Here is an 18,404-nt window from a genome sequence, read left to right on the forward strand (position 1 = left end):
TTCCTCCATGGCAGCCAGCCGCCGCCCCACCCTGGCCGATGTCGCCCAAGAGGTGGGCGTGAGCGCCAAGACGGTCTCCCGCGTCCTCAACGAGGACGGCCCCGTCTCGGCACAGACCCGGGAGCAGGTGCTCGCCGCAGTGGCCAAGCTCGGCTTCCAGCCGAACCTCATGGCCCGCAACATCCGCGTCGGCGGACCCGACACCACCATCGGGCTGGTCATCCCCGACCTCGCCAACCCGTTCTTCGGAGCCGTGGCGCGAGCGATCGAGGACACCGTACGAGAACGCGGACTGACCCTGCTCATGGGCTCCTCCGCCGACGACCCCGACCGCGAACGCGCCCTGACGGACAAGTTCCTCGCCCGGCGCGTCAGCGTCCTGTTCGTCGTGCCGTCCGTGGGCGCCGACCACGCCCACCTCAGGTCCCACCGCACATCGGGACTGCCCGTGATCTTCCTCGACCGCCCCGGAGTCGGCCTCGCCACGGACAGCATCGTCAGCTCCAACCGTGCGGGAGCCCACGACGGCGTCGCCCACCTCGTCGCCCACGGGCACCGGCGCATCGGCTTCGTCGGTGACCTGCCGCTGAAGCTGTACACCCGCCGTGAACGTCTGGCCGGCTACCGCTCGGCGCTACAGGAAGCCGACATCCCCTACGACCGCGCGCTCGTCACCAACGCCCATGACCAGCAAGGGGCCGAGGCCGCGACCGCCCAGTTGCTCGACCTGGCCGATCCGCCCACAGCGCTGTTCGCCGGCAACAACATCGTCGCGCTGGGCATAGTCGCCGAACTGGCCCGCAGCAAGCGCAAGCACGTGGCCGTCGTCGCCTTCGACGACGTAGCACTGGCAGAGGCACTCGAGCCGGCCCTGACCGTCGTCGCCCAGGACCCCGAGGAGATCGGCACGACGGCGGCGACGACCGCCCTCAGCCGCCTCGACGGCGACCGCTCACGCGCCCGCACCATCACCGTGCCCACCCGACTGATCGTGCGGGGCTCGGGCGAGCGCGGTCCCCGAGAATGATCGAGGGGCCGTTTCAGATCTTCTCTGAAACGGCCCCTGACCTGCGACTTCGTAAAGTCGGGACGACAGGATTTGAACCTGCGACCCCTTGACCCCCAGTCAAGTGCGCTACCAAGCTGCGCCACGTCCCGGTGCGTTCTCGCGCGGTGAACCGCGTGATCGCGCGAGGAGCACTTTACCCCACGTGACCGCCCGCTTCGAAGGGGGACCGAGCGGCGCGGGACAATCGACGCATGGGCAGTACATCCTCAGGACAGCCGGCCGACGCTCGGGACCGGGACGACGAGGGGCGGGCCCGGAACGCCCGCCCGCGCGACGGGCTCGGGCGACCCCTGCCGTACGGCGCGGACGGAGTGGAACGGCAGCCCGAGGGGGTCGTACGCGCTCCCGAGCAAAGCGTCGTCGTGGCACAGCAACTGCTGGACGCGGGGAAGCCCTTCCACGCGCACGAGGTCTTCGAGGACGCCTGGAAGTCGGGCCCCGAGGAGGAACGGACGCTGTGGCGGGGCCTCGCCCAGCTCGCGGTGGGGCTCACGCACGCGGCGCGGGGCAATGTCACGGGCGGGGCGCGGCTGCTGCGGCGCGGGGCCGGGGCGGTCGAGGAGTGGGCGTCCGGTGGGGGGCCGAAGGAGCCGTACGGGATGGACCTGACCGGGCTCGCGGAGTGGGCCCGGGCCCTCGCCGCGGACGTGGAGCGCGGCGCCGGGCCGGTGGACGCGGCGGCACGGGCGCCGAGGCTGCGTCCCAGTCCCGGTTCCAGGCCCTGACGCGGACGCGGTGCCGTCACTGTCAGTGGCGTACGGCAGACTCGGGGCGTGCGAAAGATTCATGTCATCGGTATCGGCGCGGGCGACCCCGACCAGCTCACCCTCCAGGCGGTCAGGGCGCTGCGGAGCACGGACGTGTTCTTCGTCCTGGACAAGGGCGAGGTGAAGAGCGACCTGACGGATCTGCGCCGGGACATGCTGCGGACGCACATACCGGAGGGGACGTACCGGGTCGTCGAGGCGCGGGATCCCGAGCGGGACCGGAAGGCGGGCGGCGCGGGCTACTCACCGGCCGTCGGGGACTGGCGCAGCGCCCGGGCCGCCATCTACGAGCGGCTCATCGCCGAGGAGTTGGGCGAGGACGAGAGCGGCGCGTTCCTGGTGTGGGGCGACCCCGCGCTGTACGACAGCACGCTCGGGATCCTGGAGGAGATCCTGGAGCGGGGTGCCGTCGACTTCGAGTACGACGTCGTGCCCGGCGTCAGCAGCGTCTCGGCGCTCGTCGCCCGGCACCGGACCGGGCTGAACCGGGTCGCGCGGCCCGTGCAGATCACCACCGGGCGGCGGCTCTCCGAGGGGTTCCCGGAGGGGGTGGACGACGTGGTCGTGATGCTGGACGCCCACCAGGCCTTCCGGGGCTACGCCGACGAGGACATCGACATCTACTGGGGCGCCTACATCGGCACCCCGGACGAGATCCTCGTATCCGGCCCGATCGCCGAGGCCGCGCCCCGTATCGAGCGACTGCGGGCCGAGGCCCGGGAGCGCAAGGGCTGGATCATGGACACGTATCTGCTGCGCCGCAACCCCGGGGAGCGTTAGGGCACCCGAGCGGCCGTCACCGCGTGCGCCGGTAGGCCACCGGTGTGACCGTGGCCTCGTGACCGTCACCGAGGAAGTCGCGCCGCCCGCCGCAGAGCCGCCGGTACTGGACAAGCGTCGCCGCAACGTCGTCTTCGTGACGATCATGCTGGGCATGCTGCTGGCGGCCCTGGACCAGACGATCGTCGGCACGGCCCTGCCGACGATCGTGTCGGATCTGGGCGGAGCCGAGCACATGTCGTGGGTGGTGACCTCCTATCTGCTCGCGGAGACCGTCTCGACGGTGCTGGTGGGCAAGTTCGGCGATCTGTTCGGCCGCAAGGTGGTCTTCCAGGTCTCGGCGATCGTGTTCATCACGGGCTCGTTCCTGTGCGGTCTCGCCGGCAACATGACGCTGCTGATCGCCTGGCGGGCCATGCAGGGCATCGGCGCGGGCGGGCTGATGGTGACGTCGATGGCCCTCATCGCCGATGTCATCCCGCTGCGGGAGCGCGGCAAGTACCAGGGCGCGATCGGTGCCGTGTTCGGTGTCGCGACCGTCATCGGGCCGCTGCTCGGCGGGCTGTTCACCGACCACTTGACCTGGCGCTGGGCGTTCTACGTCAACGTCCCGATCGCGATCGTCGTGGTCTTCGCGGCGGCCCGCACCATCCCGGTGGTGAAGTCGGCGTCGCGCCCGGTCATCGACTATCTCGGCATCGCGCTGGTCGCGGCGGGCGCCAGCGCGCTGATCCTGGCGACGAGTTGGGGCGGCAACGAGTACGCGTGGGGTTCGGGCGTCATCATCGGCCTGTTCGTCGGCGGCGCGCTGGCCCTCGGTCTGTTCTGCTGGGTCGAGACCCGGGCGAAGGAACCGATGCTGCCGATGCGGCTGTTCACCAACCCGGTGTTCACGGTCTGCTCGATCCTCAGCTTCATCGTCGGCTTCGCCATGCTCGGCGCGATGACGTATCTGCCGAGCTACCTCCAGTACGTCGACGGCGACTCGGCCACCGTCTCCGGCGTGCGCACCCTGCCGATGGTCATCGGCCTGCTCATCGCGTCCGTGGCGAGCGGCAACGTGGTCAGCAAGACCGGGCACTACCGGACCTTCCCGATCGTCGGTTCGCTGGTGATGGGGCTCGGGCTGTACCTGATGTCCCTGATGGGGCCGGGCACCGGGGCCTGGCTGGAGTCGCTGTACATGTTCGTGCTCGGTACCGGTATCGGCCTGTGCATGCAGGTGCTGACGATCGCGGTGCAGAACACCGTCGACTACGCCGACCTCGGCACCGCCACCTCCGGCGTCACCTTCTTCCGCACACTGGGCAGTTCCTTCGGCACCGCCGTCTTCGGCACGATCTACGCCAACTCCCTGACGCCCAACCTCGAAAGCGCGGTGGCTCAGGCCGCGCGGGCGGGCAGCGGGCTGGACCCGGCGACGATCGCCAAGGCGGCGACCAGCCCGGACGGCGTGCACGATCTTCCGGCCTCGGCGGCCGCCCCGATCATCGACGCCTACGCCGACACCATCCAGACCGTCTTCCTGTGGACGGTGCCGGTCGCGGCGCTCGGTTTCCTGGTCGCGCTCTTCCTCAAACAGGTCCAACTGCGCGACAGCGCCCGGGCGGGTTCCACCGACATGGGCGAGGGGTTCGGACAGCCGTCCGGCGCGGACTCGCAGCGGGTGCTGGAGGCGGCCGTCGGGAAGATCATCGGCGCGGCCGGTGTGGACGACGCGCGCCGGATCGTGGCGGCGTCCGACACCCGGCTCGACATCGCCGGTGCCTGGGCGGTCATGCAGGTGGAACTGTTCACGCGGATGGTGGGCCACGCCAGCCTCGGCCTGATCGCCGCCCGCCGTCACATGCCGCCCGAGGTCCTGCTACCGGTCTTCGACCGCATGGTCGACGAGGGGTATCTCACCCGCGCCGGCAACCTCTTCTCCCACACCCAGGCAGGCACCCGCGAGGCCCATGTCGTCGGCAGGGCCTGGGCGACGTGGCTGGAGGAACGGGTCCAGCAGGACATCGGCCGCCCGGCGGGCACGGACCTGAAGGCCGCCGTCGACACGATCTCCAAGCGGCTCCTGGTCGAGGACCTGGGCAACGGGCTGCCGGAGCGACCGAGGGAACTGGCCGGCGCCCGCTGAGAATCCGGGTGCGGGGCGGCTCGGACGGTTGCCATACTCCGGGCATGTCCACACCCGTCCGCTTCCACGATCCCGGCCTCGACGCGTCCCACTTCAGCGGCTCGGTACTGGTGCGCTGCCCGCGCTGCGACCGCATCGCGCATTTCGAGCGCAGCGCGCCGCCGGAGCCGCGGGTGATCTGCCGGTCCTGTGGTCTGTGCCGGACCACGAACCGGTGTGCGTGGCCGCGGTTGTGGCTGCGTGCCGAGACCCGGCACGGCGTGGTGACGGCGTACAACCTCGAACACCTCGACCTGCTGCGGCGGTTCGTGGCCGCGGACCTGCGCGAGCGGGACCCCTGGTACGGGCACGGTCGCAAGATGACCTACATCGGCCGGCTGCCCGCCTGGATCAAGAGCGCCAAGAACCGCGGCGAGGTGCTGCGCGCCATCGACCGTATGCGGGCCTCCGTCATCTCGGGCTGAAGCCGAGCCGCTCCAGGACGGCGGCGACATCGGGCACGCTCGGCACGTTCGCGGGCAGCGGGGGACGTCGTACGACCACGACGGGCAACGCCAGTTGGCGGGCGGCTGTGAGTTTGGCGGCCGTGGCCGCTCCCCCGCTGTCCTTCGTGACCAGGACGTCGATGCAGTGTGTGGACAGCAGCGCGGACTCCTCGTCCACAGTGAACGGGCCCCGGGCCAGGAGGACTTCGGTGCGGGGTGGCATCGGCGGGTCGGGGAGTTCCACGGAACGTACGACGAAGTGAAGTTCGGTCAGGTGCGCGAAGGCCGCGAGGCCCAGGCGGCCGGTGGTGAGGAAGACCCGGGGGCCGAGCAGCGGCAGCAGGCCGGCCGCCTCCGCCAATGAACCGACCGGGAACCAACGGTCCTCGGGGCCCGGCCGCCAGCCCGGACGGCGCAGAACCACCGTCGGGACACCGGTCACGGCGGCGGCCCGAGCCGCGTTCGCGGTGATCGCCTCGGCGAACGGATGCGTGGCGTCGACGAGGGCATCCACCCGCTGCTCGCGCAGCCAGTCGGCGAGCCCCTCCGCACCGCCGAAGCCCCCGATCCGAACGTCCCCCGTGACGGCCCCCGGCCGGGCCACCCGACCCGCGAGCGAGGTGGTGACGCGAACGCCGGGCAACACCGTGAGCGCGGCGGCGAGTTCCCGGGCCTCGGTGGTGCCGCCGAGGATGAGGACGTGGGGGGACATGAGGTAGAGCGTACGAAGGGGGGACGGGAGGGCGGACATGGGGGTTCGGCCGTATGCCCGGCGATGTCCCTCCCGTCGCTCTCCGGGAATCACGCAAACCGCTTCGGGACGTTCTATCGTCCTGACATGGAGTCCGTGCGCGCCGTGCTGATCGACATCGACGGGGTTCTCACCGTGTCGTGGGAGCCGTTGCCGGGTGCGGTGGAGGCGTTGCGGGAGCTTCGCGGGGCCGGGCTCGACGTGGCGCTGGTCACCAACACGACGTCTCGGACGCGGGCGTCGATCGCCGGGACACTGGCGGAGGCGGGGTTTCCGGTGGCGGCGCGGGACATCCTGACCGCGCCCGCCGTCACGGCCGCGTATGTCGCCGAGCACTTTCCGGGGGCGCGGTGCGCGCTGCTGAACAGCGGGGACATCGGGGAGGACCTCGGTGATGTGGAGGTGGTCGACGCCGGGGACACCGCGGCGGTGCCGGACGTCGTGATCGTCGGGGGTGCGGGGCCCGAGTTCGACTACGCGGCGCTGAACCGGGTCTTCGGGTATCTCCAGCGCGGGGCGCGGCTGGTGGCCATGCACCGGAACCTGTACTGGCGTACCGACGATGGGTTGCAGCTGGACGCCGGAGCCTTCCTGGCAGGGCTGGAGAAGGCCGCCCGTACCGAGGCCGTGGTGACGGGGAAGCCGTCGCGGGCGTTCTTCGCGTCGGCGCTGGCCCGGCTCGGCGCCGGCGCGGACGAGGCGGTGATGGTCGGTGACGACATCGAGTCGGACGTGCTGGCGGCGCAGGCCGCCGGGGTCACGGGCGTGCTGGTGCGGACCGGTAAGTACCTGCCTCAGACCCACCGGGCCGCGAGCGGCACACCGGACCATGTGATCGACTCGTTCGCCGAGCTGCCCGCCCTGCTGCGGGCGTGGTCAGCGCAGCAGTAGCTGGAGGCCGCCGATGATCGTCGCGGCGATCACGAGCTGTTCGAAGAGCCGCTGGTTGATCCGGTTCACGGCCCATTTGCCGAGGAGCGCGCCGGGGACGACGAACGCCACGAGTGCGGCGTCGATCAGGAGCGAGTGGCCGTCGATCAGTCCGAGGCCCACGCTGAAGGGCACCTTGGACGTGTTGACGATGAGGAAGAAGAACGCCGAGGTGCCCAGGAAGCCGAGTTTCCTGAAGCCCGCCGACAACAGGTACAGCGACATCACCGGCCCGCCCGCGTTGGCGACCATGGTGGTGAAGCCGCCGAGGACGCCGTAGGAACGGGCTTTGACCCGGCCCGCCTTCGTGGTGACCGCGTCCGGTTCGTCCTCTCGCTCCGCGGTGCGCCGGCGCCACACCGTCACGGCCGCCATCAGCAGCAGGATGGCCCCGATCGAGGTCCGCACCATCGCGTCGTCCGCCCACATCAGGAACACCGTGCCGGCGACCACGCCCGCCGCGACCGCCGGGAACAGCTTCCACAGGGTGGGCCAGTGCGCGTGGCGACGGTAGGTGAGGACCGCGAGGACGTCCCCGGCGATCAGGATCGGCAGCAGGACGCCGGTGGAGGCGCGGGCGGGCAGGACCGCGGCGAAGATGGCGAGGCTGACCGTGTTGGCCCCGCTCACGGCGGTCTTGGAGAAGCCGACGAGGAGAGCCGCGAAGGCGAGGGCGGCGAACTCCCAGCCGGTCAGGTGCCAGAGCGTCATCGTGTTCATGCGGAACCCGATGCTATGTGCAGCCAACCCGTGTCCGTAAGCACCGTCTCGCGGGTTGGTCCTGCGTCAGCGCCGTCCCACGCGTCCGTCCTGCGGGCCGGTCCTGCGTCCGCCGTCCCGCGCGTCCGTCCTGCATCGGTGGCGTCCCGCGGTCCGTCCTTCGTTCAGTGCCGCTCGACCAGGACGGCGCTCCCCTGCCCCACCCCCACGCACATCGTCGCCAGTCCGCGCTCCGCGCCCGTGCGCCGCATCCGGTGCAGCAGCGTCGTGAGGATCCGGGCACCCGAGCAGCCGAGCGGATGGCCGAGGGCGATCGCGCCGCCGCTCGGGTTGACGAGGTCGGGGTCGATGCCGAGGAGGTCCACGCAGGCGAGGGCCTGGGCGGCGAAGGCCTCGTTGAACTCGGCCTCCTGGATGTCACCGACACTCCAGCCGACGCGGGCCAGCGCCTTCCGCGTGGCGGGGACGGGGCCGAGGCCCATCACATCGGGGTGAACGCCCGCCGAGGCACCGGCGACATAGCGGCCTAGGGACTCCAGGCCCAGGTCGTTCAGGGCTTCCTCGCTCACCAGGAGCAGGCCCGCCGCACCGTCGTTCATCGGCGAGGCGTTGCCCGCGGTGACCGTGCCGCCCTGCCGGAACACCGGCTTCAGCCGCGCGAGCTTCTCATGGGAGGTGTCCTCGCGGACGCATTCGTCGGTGTCGACGACCACGCCGTCCGGCCGCTCCACGGGCAGCAGTTCGTTGTCGAAGTGGCCGTTCTTGCGGGCCAGGGCGGCGCGTTGGTGGCTGCGCAGCGCGAACTCGTCCTGGCGGTCCCGGGACACGCCATGGCGGGCGGCGACCTCCTCGGCCGTCTCCCCCATCGACAGCAGCCCATGCAGCTCCTTCATCGCCGGGTTGACCAGGCGCCAGCCGAGCCGGGTGTCGACCGTCTCGATGCGATGCGGCAGGGCCTCGTCGGGGCGCGGCAGGACGAAGGGGGCGCGGCTCATCGACTCCGAACCGCCGGCCAGCACGATGTCGGCCTCGCCGGCGGCGATGGTGCGGGCGGCGGTCGTCACCGCCTCGAGTCCCGACGCGCACAGCCGGTTGACCGTGGCGCCCGGCACGCTCTCGGGCAGGCCCGCGAGCAGCGCCGCCATCCGGGCGACGTTCCGGTTGTCCTCGCCGGCCTGGTTGGCGGCGCCCCAGTAGACGTCGTCGATCCGCGCCGGGTCGAGCGCGGGCACCTCGGCGACGAGCGCGCGGATGACGGCCGCCGCGAGGTCGTCGGGGCGCACGGCGGACAGGGCTCCGCGCAGTTTGCCGATGGGGGTGCGGCGGGCGGCCGCGAAGTGGACGGGACGCACGGCATGACTCCACGGTCGAGTTGGTCGGCGACGGGCCGGGGCGGGTCGAGTCGGGTTAATTAGCACTGCTAGTTTCGGACTATAGTCCGCCCTTCCGCCGCCTGGGAAGATCCCGGGAGAATCCGGGGAAGATCCCCCGGAACCTTCACCGACGCAGCTGGAGGAGACATGGCCGAAGCCCGCGAGCACACCCTCGACGGAATCGTCGTACGCGAGTGGCTGCACCCCCGACCGCGCTGTCTCGTGCTCCTGGTGCACGGATACGGCGAGCACATCGGCCGCTACGAGGAGGTCGCCGGCGTTCTCGTGGCGCATGGCGCCGCCGTCTTCGGACCCGATCACCGGGGCCACGGGAAGTCGGCGGGCGAGCGCGTGCTGGTCGAGGACTTCGAGGACGTGGTCACGGACGTCCATGCCGTGGCCGAGTTCGCCCGGACGGCCCACCCGGACGTGCCGCTCGTCGTCGTCGGCCACTCCATGGGCGGCCTGATCTTTGCCCGCTACGCCCAGCGCCACGGCGCCGGACTGACCGCCCTCGTCCTGTCCGGACCGGTCATCGGCGACTGGGAGCTGCCCCGGCAGCTCAGCGCCCTCGACGAGATCCCCGACATCCCCATCAACCCGGCGGCCCTGTCCCGCGACCCCGCGGTCGGGGCGGCGTACGCGGTGGATCCGCTGGTCTGGCACGGGCCGATGAAACGGCCGACGGTGGAGTCGTTCCTGCGCACGCTGGAGACCGTGGCGAAGGACGGTGATGTCGGCCGGCTTCCGCTGCTGTGGCTGCACGGCGACGACGACCGTCTGGTGCCGCTCTCCGGCAGCCGTCCCGGAGTCGAGCGGCTCAGCGGCGGCGTCCTCACCGAGCGGATCTATCCGGGCGCCCGGCACGAGGTGTTCAACGAGACGAACCGGGCAGAAGTCTTCGTCGACCTCACCCGTTTCCTGGACGGCGTGCTCGGAGGCTGATGACCGCCGCGTTTGCACCGGTTCGCCCTGGGCACCCGCGCCCGCATGGAGTGGTTGCGGCAGGCTGCCTGCGTGGGCGAGGACCCTGAGCTGTTCTTCCCCGTGGGCACTCAGGGGCCCGCCCTGCGGGACGTCGCGGCGGCCAAACGCGTCTGCGCCCGCTGCCCGGTGACCGCCGAGTGTCTCGGCTGGGCGCTCGGCAACGGCCAGACCTCGGGCGTCTGGGGCGGCACCTGCGAACAGGAACGCGTCGCACTGCTCCGTAACGGCATGGACCACGCCAGAAGGAGGAGCACCGTATGACCGTGGTGAGGAGCACCCTTCCCGAGGACGCCCGCAAGACCGCGGGGGACGCGCTGCAAAGCACCCTCGTGGATCTTCTCGGTATCTCGTTGATCGGGAAGCAGGCGCACTGGAACATCGTCGGACCGCGCTTCCGCTCCATCCACCTCCAGTTGGACGAGGTGGTCTCGGCGGCCCGCGCGTTCTCCGACACGGTCGCGGAGCGTGCCGCGGCGATCGGCCTGCCGCCCGACGGTCGGCCGGAGACCATCGCCGCCGCGTACACGCTGCCCGGCGCCAAGGACGGCTGGCAGCGCGACAACGAGGTCGTCGCTCTGCTGCTCGAGACGCTGGAGGCGGCGATCGGGCGGCTGCGGGAGCGCATCGCCGCGACCGAGAAGGCCGATCCGGTCACCCAGGACCTGCTGATCGGCATCACCGCCGAACTGGAGAAGCAGCGCTGGATGTTCGACGCGGAGAACTGGCCGCGGGACTGACGACCCCGACCACGACCACGACGGACGATGCACGCAGCACGCAGCACGCAGCACGCAGCACGCAGCACGCAAGGTACGACGCACGACGAAGGGGCACCCGATGACCGACGCCCTCGAACTCGACGCGCTGTGGGAGGACTTCCACCGCGTGGTGAACATGACCTCCCAGGAACTGGCGTCCTGGCTGCGGGTCAGCGACGCCGGCGAGGACACCGAGCCACTGCCGGAGCACGCCGGATCGCCCACCGGGCAGCACGTCCTCGCGATCCTGCAGAAACGGCGCACGGATCTCACCGAGGACGACGTCGAGGTGATGTACGAGGTGGTGGACACCGTGTCGGCGCAGACCGACTCGGAGAACGAGCCGGCGGCCGAGGAGACGCGGCTTCGACACCGCCTGATGACGCTGGGCCACGACCCGCTCAAACCGTAGGCCTCGCACCGCAGTTGACCTGAATCAGGTGGCCGAAGACCCACTCCGCCGGTCCCGGACGCTCGTGCGAGACTGCTCGCGACCTTGACTAGCGAGCAGAGGAGCCACACGTGACCGGGACCGAGCCGGCCGCCCAGCGGATCGACACGACCAAGCCGCACCCGGCCCGCGTCTACGACTGGTACCTCGGCGGCAAGGACAACTACCCGGTCGACGAGGCCCTCGGCCGTCAGATCGCCTCGCTCAACGGCGACGCCCCGCGGGCCGCGCGTGCCAACCGCTGGTTCATGAACCGGGCCATCCGCCAACTGTCCGGCAAGGAGGGGATCCGCCAGTTCCTGGACATCGGCACCGGCATCCCCACCGAGCCCAATCTCCATCAGATCGCCCAGAAGGTCGCCCCGGACGCCCGGGTCGTCTACGTCGACAACGACCCGATCGTCCTCGCCCACGCCGGCGCCCTGCTGCGCGGCACCGAGGAGGGCGTGACGGAGTACATCGAGGCCGACGCGCGTGAGCCGCACAAGATCCTCGAACAGGCGGGCCAGATCCTCGACTTCGACAAGCCCGTCGCCCTGTCGCTCATCGCGCTCATGCACTTCGTCGCCGCCGAGGACGGTGCGTACGACCTGGTGGACACCCTGGTCGGCGCGCTGGCTCCGGGCAGCGCGCTGGTGCTGTCCGCGATGACCGCCGACTTCGAGCCGGAGAACGTACGCCGGGGCATCGAGGCCTACGCGGCGGGCGGGGTGACGCTGGTGGCCCGTACGCGGGACGAGTTCGGCCGGTTCTTCGAGGGACTCGACGTTCTGGAGCCGGGGATCGTGTCGGTGAAGGACTGGCGTCCCGAACTCGCGGTGGCCGAGACGCCGGACTCCACCGAAGGACCGGTGTCGCTGTACGGGGCAGTCGGGATCAAGCCCTGGCCCCGTAACCAGTCCTAGCCCAGCAACCACCCCCCGTCCACGGCGAGTTCGACCCCGTTGACCGAACGGTTGCGCAGCAGGAAGTCCACGGCGTCCACCACGTCCGCCATCGCGGCGAGCCGTCCGGTGGGCGTCCTGGACCTGAGGCCGGCGAGCACCTCCCCCGGTTTGGCCGCCCAGTACGGGCTGTCACCGACGACACCGGGATGGACGGCGTTGACCCGCACCGGGGCCAGCTCGACGGCGAGGGTGTTCACCAGTCCGCGTACGCCCGCGTTGACGGTCGCCACGGTCGTCGCACCCGGGTAGGGCCGCTCCTTGGCCTGTCCGCCGAACACCACGATCGCGCTGTCGTCGTGCAGCCGGTCCCGGAGCGCGTGCACGACCTCGGTGTAGCCGACGAGCTTCAGCGTCACCAGGTTCAGGGCCGCCTCGATGTCGTAGTCGCTCACCCGGTTGTCGTCGCGGGCGACCCCCGAGAGGACAAGGTGGTCGACCGGACCGCCGAGGTCCCGCAGCGCCCCCGCGATCTCCCGTGGGCGCGACAGGTCCAGGGCGATGCCCCGCGCCGCGCCGGTCTCCTTGGCCGCCGTGCCGGCGCGATGGGCGTCCCGGCCGGTCAGGATCACCTCGTCGCCGCGCGCGGCCCGGAAGCGGGCGAACTCGCGGCCGATCCCCGACGTACCGCCGACGACGAGCACACTGCTCATGACTCCAGGGCCTCCCTCAGATACTCCCAGTCCCGCGTGAACCGGTACGAGTGACGCGACGGCGGCTGCGGTGCCTGTGTCTCCAGCCAACGCAGCGGCCCCGTACCGACGTTGGTGAACCCGTGCACACAACCGGCGCCCGCCCAGGCCACGTCACCGGGTCCGAGCCGGTACACCGAGCCGTCGAAGGTGGCGTCCACGGCCCCTTCGAGGATCAGGTAGGTCTCCTCGAAGGGGTGGTCGTGGGTGCCCGCGACGCCGTCGGGCGCGTACTGCACCATGAACATCGTCGAGGCGACCGCGCCGAGATCGGCGTCGACCATCATCTTCACGGTGATCCCGCTGTAGACGAGCAGCGCGGTGCGCATGCTCGCCGAGACCGCGAGCAGGTCCTGGGACTGCTTGCCGGGGTCCATCTGCGCGGGCTCGAAGTGGCCGAAGGAGCGGGTGCGCGGATCGCGGACGTCGATACGGGCGGGGGTGCGGCGGGGCAGTGCGGGCACCGCGTGGGTGTCGTGGCCGTAGCGGGCGCGGGGCACGGGTGCGAGCATGTCCGCCCAGCGTGCGCCGGTGTCGCCGGTGCCCCGCCAGGCGTGCGGGACGCCGGTGGGCAGCAGTCCGTAGTCGCCCTCCTCGAGGAGGTACGACCCGTCGGGCACGTCGAGGACGACGGTCCCGTCGAGCACACAGAAACTCTCCTCGTACGAGTGCACATGCGCTCCGACCGCGCCGTCCGGCAGCAACTCGCAGACACCGAAGCCGGTATGGACGCTGCCGTCGTCCTCGCCGACCAACTCCCGCCGCCGGTACCCGTGTTCGTCGTACTCCGGTGGCGGTACGTCGGTGGCTCGGCGCACCAGGTGAGTGGTCACCGGGCGGCCTTCGCTGCCTTCGCCGCCAGCAGCCGGTCGCGGGACTCCTCCACCAGGCGCCGGGCGCGGGCCACGTCGGCGGTCAACTCGCCGTCCCGCTTGCGGATCACACCGTCGACGAGGACGGTGTCCACGTTGGAGACGTCGGCGGACAGCGTCACCGCGGCGGCCGCGTCGTGCACGGGCGCCACGTTCAGCGCGGTGGCGTCGATCGCGACGACGTCGGCCCGCTTGCCCGGAGTGAGCGAGCCGGTGCGGTCCTCCAGACCGGCCACGTGCGCACCGTTGCGGGTGGCGATCTCCAGCATCCGACGGGCCGTCAGCATCGTTTCGGGCACCGGGACATCGGCCTGCCAGCACTCGGCGTTGACGCGGGCGCGTTCGGCGCCGAAGGCCGCGCGGATCTGGGTGAACATGTCGCCGGGGACGGTGGTGACGACGTCGATGCTCAGGGAGGGCCGCAGTCCGTGCTCGATCGCCTTCACCACCGGCGGCCAGCCGTGCCCCATCTGCGTCTCGACCTGCGGCGCGATGGAGACCGTACCGCCGCTGTCGGCGACCATCCGCCACTCCTCCTCGCTGAAGTAGCAGCAGTGGATGTAGGTGGTGTCGGGGCCGAGGAGCCCCAGGTCGTGGAGCTGCTTGGCCATGCCGAAGCGGCCGGCCAGGCGGCCCATGCCGACGTGGACGGTGATCGGGATGCCCAACTCCCGTGCCAGGCCCCACTCCGCGATGACGACGTCGTTCACGCAGAAGCCGGGGCCGCGGGTGGCGAGGGCCATGGTGAGCAGGGAGTCGTCGGAGGCGAAGTGCGTGTCGTGGATGCGGCGTACGTCGTCGCCCGGGATCGCGATCTTGCTCTCGAACCAGTAGTCGGCGAGGGAGGTGTTGGCGCTGCCGTAGGCGTACTGGGCGCGGATGCCGGTCTCGGCGAGGGCCTGGATGGCGGCGTCGGGGTGCTCGGGGGTGTTGTTGATGTGCGACCAGTCGACGAGCGTGGTGATGCCGGCGTTGAGGCACTCCAGGGCGCCCGCCAGGTTGGCCGCGTAAACGTCCTCGGGGGTGTAGAGCGGGGCGAAGGTGTCGAGGATGTCGACGAAGTAGTCGTCGAGGGTGGCGTCGGGCGCGACCCCGCGGATCGAGGCCTCCCAGGTGTGCCGGTGGGTGTCGACGAAGCCGGGGATCAGGATCCGGCCGCTCATGTCGAGGACTTCGGCGTCGGCGCTGATCTCGGGCTGTACGGCCACGATCTTCCCGTCCTCGACGAGGACGTCCCCTCGGGGGAGGTCCCCGATGTCGGGGTCCATGGAGATCACATGACCTGCGCGCAGGAGTGTCCGAACGGTCATCGCCCTTCCTCCTTCGGGGTGTTCGCGGTGTTCGGGTCTTCGGGTCTTCCGGTGTTCGGGGTGTTCAGTACGCGGTGAGGTCGCGGACGGCCGCCACGACCTTGTCGACGGTGGGGATGACCCGCTCCTCCAGCGCGTCGGCGAACGGCAGCGGGACGCACTCCCCCGCCACCCGGCGCACGGGCGCGTCCAGCAGACCGAACCCCTCGTCGGCGACGACCGAGACGACGGTGGCGCCCCAGCCGCCCTGGTACGGGTTCTCCTCGACGGTGACCAGCCGCGAGGTCCGGGCGAGCGAGGCGAGGACGGTGCTCATGTCCAGCGGCACCAGACAGCGCAGGTCGACGACCTCGGCCTCGATGCCGTCCTCAGCGAGCAGTGCGGCCGCCCTGAGCGCCACCGGGACCATCGCGGCGAGGGCGACCAGCGTGATGTCGGCACCCTCGCGCACGACGGCCGCGCGGCCCAGCTCGACCACATGCTCCGGCGGCGGAGGCGGACCCTTCGACGCCAGCAGGCCCTTGTGCTCGAAGAACACCACCGGGTCGTCGCTGCGGATCGCCGCCGCCAGCATGCCGATCACGTCGGCGGGGGTCGCCGGTGCCGCGATCTTCAGGCCGGGGACGGTCAGGGCCCAGTTCTCCGTGGCCTGCGAGTGCTGGGCGCCGAAACCGAGCCCGCCGCCGTTGGCGGTGCGCACGACGAGGGGCACGGTGACCTGACCGCCCGTCATGTAACGCACCTTGGGTATCTCGTTGGCGAGGTAGTCCCAACAACAGGCCAAAAAGTCCGAGAACATGATCTCCGCGACGGGTCGCATCCCGGTCATGGCGGCGCCCATCGCCGCGCCCACGATGGCCTGTTCGGAGATCGGCGTGTCCCACACCCGCTCCGGACCGAACTCCTCGAACAGCCCGGCGGTCATCTTGAACACCCCGCCGGCCGCCCCGATGTCCTCCCCCAGGCACACCACGGCCGCGTCCCGCCGCATCTCCCGCGCGATACCCTCGGCGACGGCCTCCCGGTAGGTGATCACGTCCGCCATGCTCCACCTCCGTCGGCCCATACGTCGGTCAGCGCCTGGTCCGGATCGGGCGCGGGCGCGTTCTTCGCCGCCTCGACCGCGTCCCGTACGACCGCGGTCGCGCGCTCGTCGGCGGCGGTGAGCGTCTCCTCAGGCACGCCCAGTTCGACGAGCCGTCCCCGCGCGAGGTCCAACGGGTCGTGCTTGAGCCAGCGTTCGACCTCCTCGGCCGGTCGGTAGGTGGCCGGGTCGGACCGGCTGTGCCCGAAGTGGCGGTAGGTCGCGGCCTCCAGCAGGGCGGGCCCGTCTCCTGCCCGGGCCCGCTCCGCGAGCCGTGCCACCGTCTCCTTGACGGCCACCACGTCGTTGCCGTCCACGGTCTCGCCCGGGATGCCGTAGGCGGGCGCCCGGTCGGCGGCGGGCCGGGCGACCGCGGTGACGTCGGCGATCGGCGTGTACTCCATGTAGAGGTTGTTCTCGCAGACGAACAGCACGGGCAGCTTCCATACGGCGGCGAGGTTGAGCGCCTCGTGGAAGGCGCCGATGTTGGTCGCGCCGTCGCCGAAGAAGGCCACCGCGATCTGACCGGTGCCGCGCAGCCGGGCCGACCACGCGGCACCGGCCGCCATCGGGAGGTGGGCGCCGACGATGGCGTAGGAGCCGAGCATGCCCGTGGCCGCTTTGGTGAGGTGCATGGAGCCGCCCTTGGCTCCGCACAACCCCGTTGCCCTGCTCATGAGTTCGGCGAGGCACTCCTCGGGGGTGGCGCCCCGGGCCAGGGCGTGATGGTGGCCTCGGTAGGTGGCGAAGACGTAGTCGTCGGCGCGCAGGGCGGCGCTCGCGCCGACGGCGATGGCCTCGTGTCCGGCGGCGAGATGGGTGGTGCCCTTGACGAGGCCTTGCAGGAAGAGGTCGTGGGCGGCTTTCTCCGTACGGCGGATGACGGCCATCCGCTCGTAGAGGTCGAGGAGTTCGGTCGGTTCCATCAGCGGTCCCCGGTGTTGAGGTGGGACTGCGACTCCCGCCGGGTGTTGAGCTCGCCGCCGACCGTCCAGTACTTGCGGCCCGCCACCAGCAGTTCCTCCGCCGGGAACTTGGTGATGACCTCGCAACCGTCGGCGGTGACGACCAGTTCCTCCTCGATCCGGGCCGCGGACCAGCCGTCGGCGGCCGGCCAGTAGGTCTCCAGGGCGAACACCATGCCCTCTTCGAGGACTTCGGGGTGGTCCAGGGAGACCAGGCGGCTGAAGATGGGCTTCTCCCAGATGGACAGGCCGACGCCGTGGCCGTACTGCAACGCGAAGGCGGCCGTCTCGTCCGGGAAGCCGAACTCCTCGGCGCGCGGCCAGACCTGGACGATGTCGGCGGTCGTCGCGCCGGGCCGGACGAGGGCGATCGCCTGGTCCATGTACTCCCGGCAGCGCACATACGCGTCCCGTTGCGCACCAGACGCGCTGCCGACCGCGAACGTGCGGTAGTAGCAGGTGCGGTAGCCCAGGTGGCTGTGCAGGATGTCGAAGAAGGCGGGGTCGCCGGGGCGGATCAGACGGTCGCTGTAGACGTGCGGGTGGGGTGAACAGCGTTCCCCGGAGATGGCGTTGACGCCCTCGACGTACTCGCTGCCGAGGTCGTAGAGGACCTTGCTGACCAGTCCGACGCACTCGTTCTCCCGCACGCCCGGCCGCAGATAGCCGTACAGCTCCTCGTACGCCGCGTCGACCATCGCGCACGCCTGGGCGAGCAGGGAGATCTCGTCGCGGGTCTTGGTGCGGCGGGCCTCCAGGAAGACCTGCTGGCCGTCGACTACGTCGATGCCCTCGGCGCGCAGGGCGGCGAGGACCGGCATCTCGGCGACGTCGATGCCGAGCGGCTCGCCCGCCAGGCCGTGTTCCCGCAGTACCGCTGCGATCTTCGCGGCGACGTCCTCGGCGATCCCGGCGTCCGGATGGAAGGCGCCGCGCAGGGTGGAGATGCCGGCCCGGGCGCCGGTGGGCGGGCCCTCCTTGCCGTCGCTGTAGTCGAGCCACGGGTTGTAGAGCTGGTGGTGGCGGGCGGCGGAGCCGAAGTCCCAGAGCACCGGTTCCCCGCCGCGGGTCAGCAGGGCGAAGCGGATCAGCTTGTCCATCGCCCAGGTGCCGATGTGCGTGGCGGTCATGTAGCGGATGTTGGCGAAGTCGAAGCTGAGCACCGCACCCAGGGAGGAGCGGTTCAGGCTCTCGTGCAGCCGGGCCAGCCGCTGTCTGCGGAGCCGGCCCAGGTCGACGCGCTCTTCCCAGTCGACGGCGTTGGGTCCGAAAGTGCGGATCGCCATGGCGACCACCCCCACCTTCGAGTCAACGACCGCGACCCGGAAGTGTCAA

Annotated in this window: 20 protein-coding genes and 1 tRNA gene; 11 read left to right on the forward strand and 10 right to left on the reverse strand. The window is 71.1% G+C overall.

The window, feature by feature from the left end; genetic code table 11:
* Nucleotides 1–7: 7 nt before the first annotated feature.
* A complete protein-coding gene (locus tag ABKA17_RS08505) occupies nucleotides 8–1,027 on the forward strand; it encodes a LacI family DNA-binding transcriptional regulator (RefSeq protein ID WP_353691277.1) in 1,020 nt (339 codons plus the stop codon).
* 57 nt (nucleotides 1,028–1,084) lie between these two features.
* Here ABKA17_RS08505 and ABKA17_RS08510 read toward each other — a convergent pair.
* A tRNA-Pro gene (locus tag ABKA17_RS08510) sits at nucleotides 1,085–1,158 on the reverse strand.
* Nucleotides 1,159–1,260: 102 nt separating this feature from the next.
* On the opposite strand from ABKA17_RS08510, the gene ABKA17_RS08515 reads away from it, so the two are divergent.
* The 4 genes from ABKA17_RS08515 to ABKA17_RS08530 are packed head-to-tail and all read left to right on the forward strand — an operon-like array spanning nucleotide 1,261 to nucleotide 5,211.
* On the forward strand, nucleotides 1,261–1,794 hold the full coding sequence (locus ABKA17_RS08515) for a DUF309 domain-containing protein (protein WP_353691278.1): 534 nt from the start codon (nucleotides 1,261–1,263) through the stop codon (nucleotides 1,792–1,794).
* A 48-nt stretch (nucleotides 1,795–1,842) separates the two neighbouring features.
* Nucleotides 1,843–2,616 carry a precorrin-6A synthase (deacetylating) gene (gene cobF, locus ABKA17_RS08520; protein WP_353691279.1) on the forward strand — a complete coding sequence of 258 codons (774 nt, stop codon included), beginning with the start codon at nucleotides 1,843–1,845 and terminating at the stop codon, nucleotides 2,614–2,616.
* A gap of 58 nt (nucleotides 2,617–2,674) precedes the next feature.
* Complete coding sequence (locus ABKA17_RS08525; protein WP_353691280.1) at nucleotides 2,675–4,747, forward strand: MDR family MFS transporter; 2,073 nt, start codon at nucleotides 2,675–2,677, stop codon at nucleotides 4,745–4,747.
* Between the two features lie 44 nt (nucleotides 4,748–4,791).
* The gene (locus tag ABKA17_RS08530; RefSeq protein ID WP_353691281.1) at nucleotides 4,792–5,211 is read left to right on the forward strand and encodes a hypothetical protein; all 420 of its coding nucleotides are present in this window, start codon (nucleotides 4,792–4,794) and stop codon (nucleotides 5,209–5,211) included.
* On the opposite strand, the gene ABKA17_RS08535 is transcribed toward ABKA17_RS08530, so the two are convergent.
* Nucleotides 5,198–5,944, reverse strand: a complete 747-nt coding sequence (locus ABKA17_RS08535; RefSeq protein WP_353691282.1) for a cobalt-precorrin-6A reductase — start codon at nucleotides 5,942–5,944, stop codon at nucleotides 5,198–5,200. The two genes, ABKA17_RS08530 and ABKA17_RS08535, sit on opposite strands and share 14 nt — an antisense overlap.
* A gap of 126 nt (nucleotides 5,945–6,070) precedes the next feature.
* Between ABKA17_RS08535 and ABKA17_RS08540 the strand changes: the two genes are divergently transcribed.
* Nucleotides 6,071–6,874 (forward strand): HAD-IIA family hydrolase, encoded by an 804-nt coding sequence (locus tag ABKA17_RS08540; protein ID WP_353691283.1) that lies wholly within the window; start codon nucleotides 6,071–6,073, stop codon nucleotides 6,872–6,874.
* Here ABKA17_RS08540 and ABKA17_RS08545 read toward each other — a convergent pair.
* Both ABKA17_RS08545 and ABKA17_RS08550 read right to left on the reverse strand, forming a co-directional pair.
* The gene (locus ABKA17_RS08545) at nucleotides 6,860–7,633 is read right to left on the reverse strand and encodes a sulfite exporter TauE/SafE family protein (RefSeq protein ID WP_353691284.1); all 774 of its coding nucleotides are present in this window, start codon (nucleotides 7,631–7,633) and stop codon (nucleotides 6,860–6,862) included. The genes ABKA17_RS08540 and ABKA17_RS08545 overlap by 15 nt on opposite strands.
* A 164-nt stretch (nucleotides 7,634–7,797) precedes the next feature.
* The gene (locus ABKA17_RS08550; protein WP_353691285.1) at nucleotides 7,798–8,985 is read right to left on the reverse strand and encodes a thiolase family protein; all 1,188 of its coding nucleotides are present in this window, start codon (nucleotides 8,983–8,985) and stop codon (nucleotides 7,798–7,800) included.
* A gap of 168 nt (nucleotides 8,986–9,153) precedes the next feature.
* Here ABKA17_RS08550 and ABKA17_RS08555 point away from each other — a divergent pair, with 168 nt between their 5' ends.
* The 5 genes from ABKA17_RS08555 to ABKA17_RS08575 all read left to right on the forward strand — a co-directional run bounded on the left by ABKA17_RS08555 (nucleotide 9,154) and on the right by ABKA17_RS08575 (nucleotide 12,107).
* Nucleotides 9,154–9,951, forward strand: a complete 798-nt coding sequence (locus ABKA17_RS08555; protein ID WP_353691286.1) for an alpha/beta hydrolase — start codon at nucleotides 9,154–9,156, stop codon at nucleotides 9,949–9,951.
* Between the two features lie 45 nt (nucleotides 9,952–9,996).
* Nucleotides 9,997–10,254 (forward strand): WhiB family transcriptional regulator, encoded by a 258-nt coding sequence (locus ABKA17_RS08560; RefSeq protein WP_353691616.1) that lies wholly within the window; start codon nucleotides 9,997–9,999, stop codon nucleotides 10,252–10,254.
* On the forward strand, nucleotides 10,251–10,730 hold the full coding sequence (locus tag ABKA17_RS08565) for a Dps family protein (protein ID WP_353691287.1): 480 nt from the start codon (nucleotides 10,251–10,253) through the stop codon (nucleotides 10,728–10,730). The genes ABKA17_RS08560 and ABKA17_RS08565 overlap by 4 nt, the downstream gene beginning before the upstream one ends.
* Nucleotides 10,731–10,830: 100 nt before the next feature.
* The gene (locus ABKA17_RS08570; RefSeq protein WP_353691288.1) at nucleotides 10,831–11,163 is read left to right on the forward strand and encodes a DUF3140 domain-containing protein; all 333 of its coding nucleotides are present in this window, start codon (nucleotides 10,831–10,833) and stop codon (nucleotides 11,161–11,163) included.
* Nucleotides 11,164–11,273: 110 nt separating this feature from the next.
* Nucleotides 11,274–12,107, forward strand: coding sequence for an SAM-dependent methyltransferase (locus ABKA17_RS08575; RefSeq protein ID WP_353691289.1), 834 nt, complete (start codon nucleotides 11,274–11,276; stop codon nucleotides 12,105–12,107).
* On the opposite strand, the gene ABKA17_RS08580 is transcribed toward ABKA17_RS08575, so the two are convergent.
* From ABKA17_RS08580 to ABKA17_RS08605, 6 genes are all read right to left on the reverse strand, one after another.
* Nucleotides 12,104–12,799, reverse strand: coding sequence for an SDR family oxidoreductase (locus ABKA17_RS08580; RefSeq protein ID WP_353691290.1), 696 nt, complete (start codon nucleotides 12,797–12,799; stop codon nucleotides 12,104–12,106). The genes ABKA17_RS08575 and ABKA17_RS08580 overlap by 4 nt on opposite strands.
* Complete coding sequence (locus ABKA17_RS08585) at nucleotides 12,796–13,671, reverse strand: cupin domain-containing protein (RefSeq protein ID WP_353691291.1); 876 nt, start codon at nucleotides 13,669–13,671, stop codon at nucleotides 12,796–12,798. The genes ABKA17_RS08580 and ABKA17_RS08585 overlap by 4 nt, the downstream gene beginning before the upstream one ends.
* A complete protein-coding gene (locus tag ABKA17_RS08590; protein ID WP_353691292.1) occupies nucleotides 13,668–15,020 on the reverse strand; it encodes an amidohydrolase family protein in 1,353 nt (450 codons plus the stop codon). The genes ABKA17_RS08585 and ABKA17_RS08590 overlap by 4 nt, the downstream gene beginning before the upstream one ends.
* A 64-nt stretch (nucleotides 15,021–15,084) precedes the next feature.
* Nucleotides 15,085–16,065, reverse strand: a complete 981-nt coding sequence (locus ABKA17_RS08595; protein ID WP_353691293.1) for an alpha-ketoacid dehydrogenase subunit beta — start codon at nucleotides 16,063–16,065, stop codon at nucleotides 15,085–15,087.
* Nucleotides 16,053–17,030: a thiamine pyrophosphate-dependent dehydrogenase E1 component subunit alpha gene (locus ABKA17_RS08600; protein ID WP_353691294.1), complete on the reverse strand. Its 978-nt coding sequence runs from the start codon at nucleotides 17,028–17,030 to the stop codon at nucleotides 16,053–16,055. The genes ABKA17_RS08595 and ABKA17_RS08600 overlap by 13 nt, the downstream gene beginning before the upstream one ends.
* Nucleotides 17,030–18,355 carry a M24 family metallopeptidase gene (locus ABKA17_RS08605; RefSeq protein WP_353691295.1) on the reverse strand — a complete coding sequence of 442 codons (1,326 nt, stop codon included), beginning with the start codon at nucleotides 18,353–18,355 and terminating at the stop codon, nucleotides 17,030–17,032. The genes ABKA17_RS08600 and ABKA17_RS08605 overlap by 1 nt, the downstream gene beginning before the upstream one ends.
* Between the last annotated feature and the right edge of the window lie 49 nt (nucleotides 18,356–18,404).

The sequence above is a fragment of the Streptomyces sp. RG80 genome, from assembly GCF_040446465.1.
Taxonomy (GTDB): Bacteria; Actinomycetota; Actinomycetes; order Streptomycetales; family Streptomycetaceae; genus Streptomyces.

Excerpts from the sequence above, each read along its gene's own strand:
- ABKA17_RS08605 (WP_353691295.1), bottom strand. The coding sequence starts at position 18,355 with ATGGCGATCCGCACTTTCGGACCCAACGCCGTCGACTGGGAAGAGCGC.
- ABKA17_RS08545 (WP_353691284.1), bottom strand. The coding sequence starts at position 7,633 with ATGAACACGATGACGCTCTGGCACCTGACCGGCTGGGAGTTCGCCGCC.
- ABKA17_RS08570 (WP_353691288.1), top strand. The coding sequence starts at position 10,831 with ATGACCGACGCCCTCGAACTCGACGCGCTGTGGGAGGACTTCCACCGC.
- ABKA17_RS08530 (WP_353691281.1), top strand. The coding sequence starts at position 4,792 with ATGTCCACACCCGTCCGCTTCCACGATCCCGGCCTCGACGCGTCCCAC.
- ABKA17_RS08505 (WP_353691277.1), top strand. The coding sequence starts at position 8 with ATGGCAGCCAGCCGCCGCCCCACCCTGGCCGATGTCGCCCAAGAGGTG.
- ABKA17_RS08540 (WP_353691283.1), top strand. The coding sequence starts at position 6,071 with ATGGAGTCCGTGCGCGCCGTGCTGATCGACATCGACGGGGTTCTCACC.
- ABKA17_RS08535 (WP_353691282.1), bottom strand. The coding sequence starts at position 5,944 with ATGTCCCCCCACGTCCTCATCCTCGGCGGCACCACCGAGGCCCGGGAA.
- ABKA17_RS08555 (WP_353691286.1), top strand. The coding sequence starts at position 9,154 with ATGGCCGAAGCCCGCGAGCACACCCTCGACGGAATCGTCGTACGCGAG.
- ABKA17_RS08580 (WP_353691290.1), bottom strand. The coding sequence starts at position 12,799 with ATGAGCAGTGTGCTCGTCGTCGGCGGTACGTCGGGGATCGGCCGCGAG.
- ABKA17_RS08595 (WP_353691293.1), bottom strand. The coding sequence starts at position 16,065 with ATGGCGGACGTGATCACCTACCGGGAGGCCGTCGCCGAGGGTATCGCG.
- ABKA17_RS08565 (WP_353691287.1), top strand. The coding sequence starts at position 10,251 with ATGACCGTGGTGAGGAGCACCCTTCCCGAGGACGCCCGCAAGACCGCG.
- ABKA17_RS08560 (WP_353691616.1), top strand. The coding sequence starts at position 9,997 with ATGGAGTGGTTGCGGCAGGCTGCCTGCGTGGGCGAGGACCCTGAGCTG.
- ABKA17_RS08590 (WP_353691292.1), bottom strand. The coding sequence starts at position 15,020 with ATGACCGTTCGGACACTCCTGCGCGCAGGTCATGTGATCTCCATGGAC.
- ABKA17_RS08515 (WP_353691278.1), top strand. The coding sequence starts at position 1,261 with ATGGGCAGTACATCCTCAGGACAGCCGGCCGACGCTCGGGACCGGGAC.
- ABKA17_RS08600 (WP_353691294.1), bottom strand. The coding sequence starts at position 17,030 with ATGGAACCGACCGAACTCCTCGACCTCTACGAGCGGATGGCCGTCATC.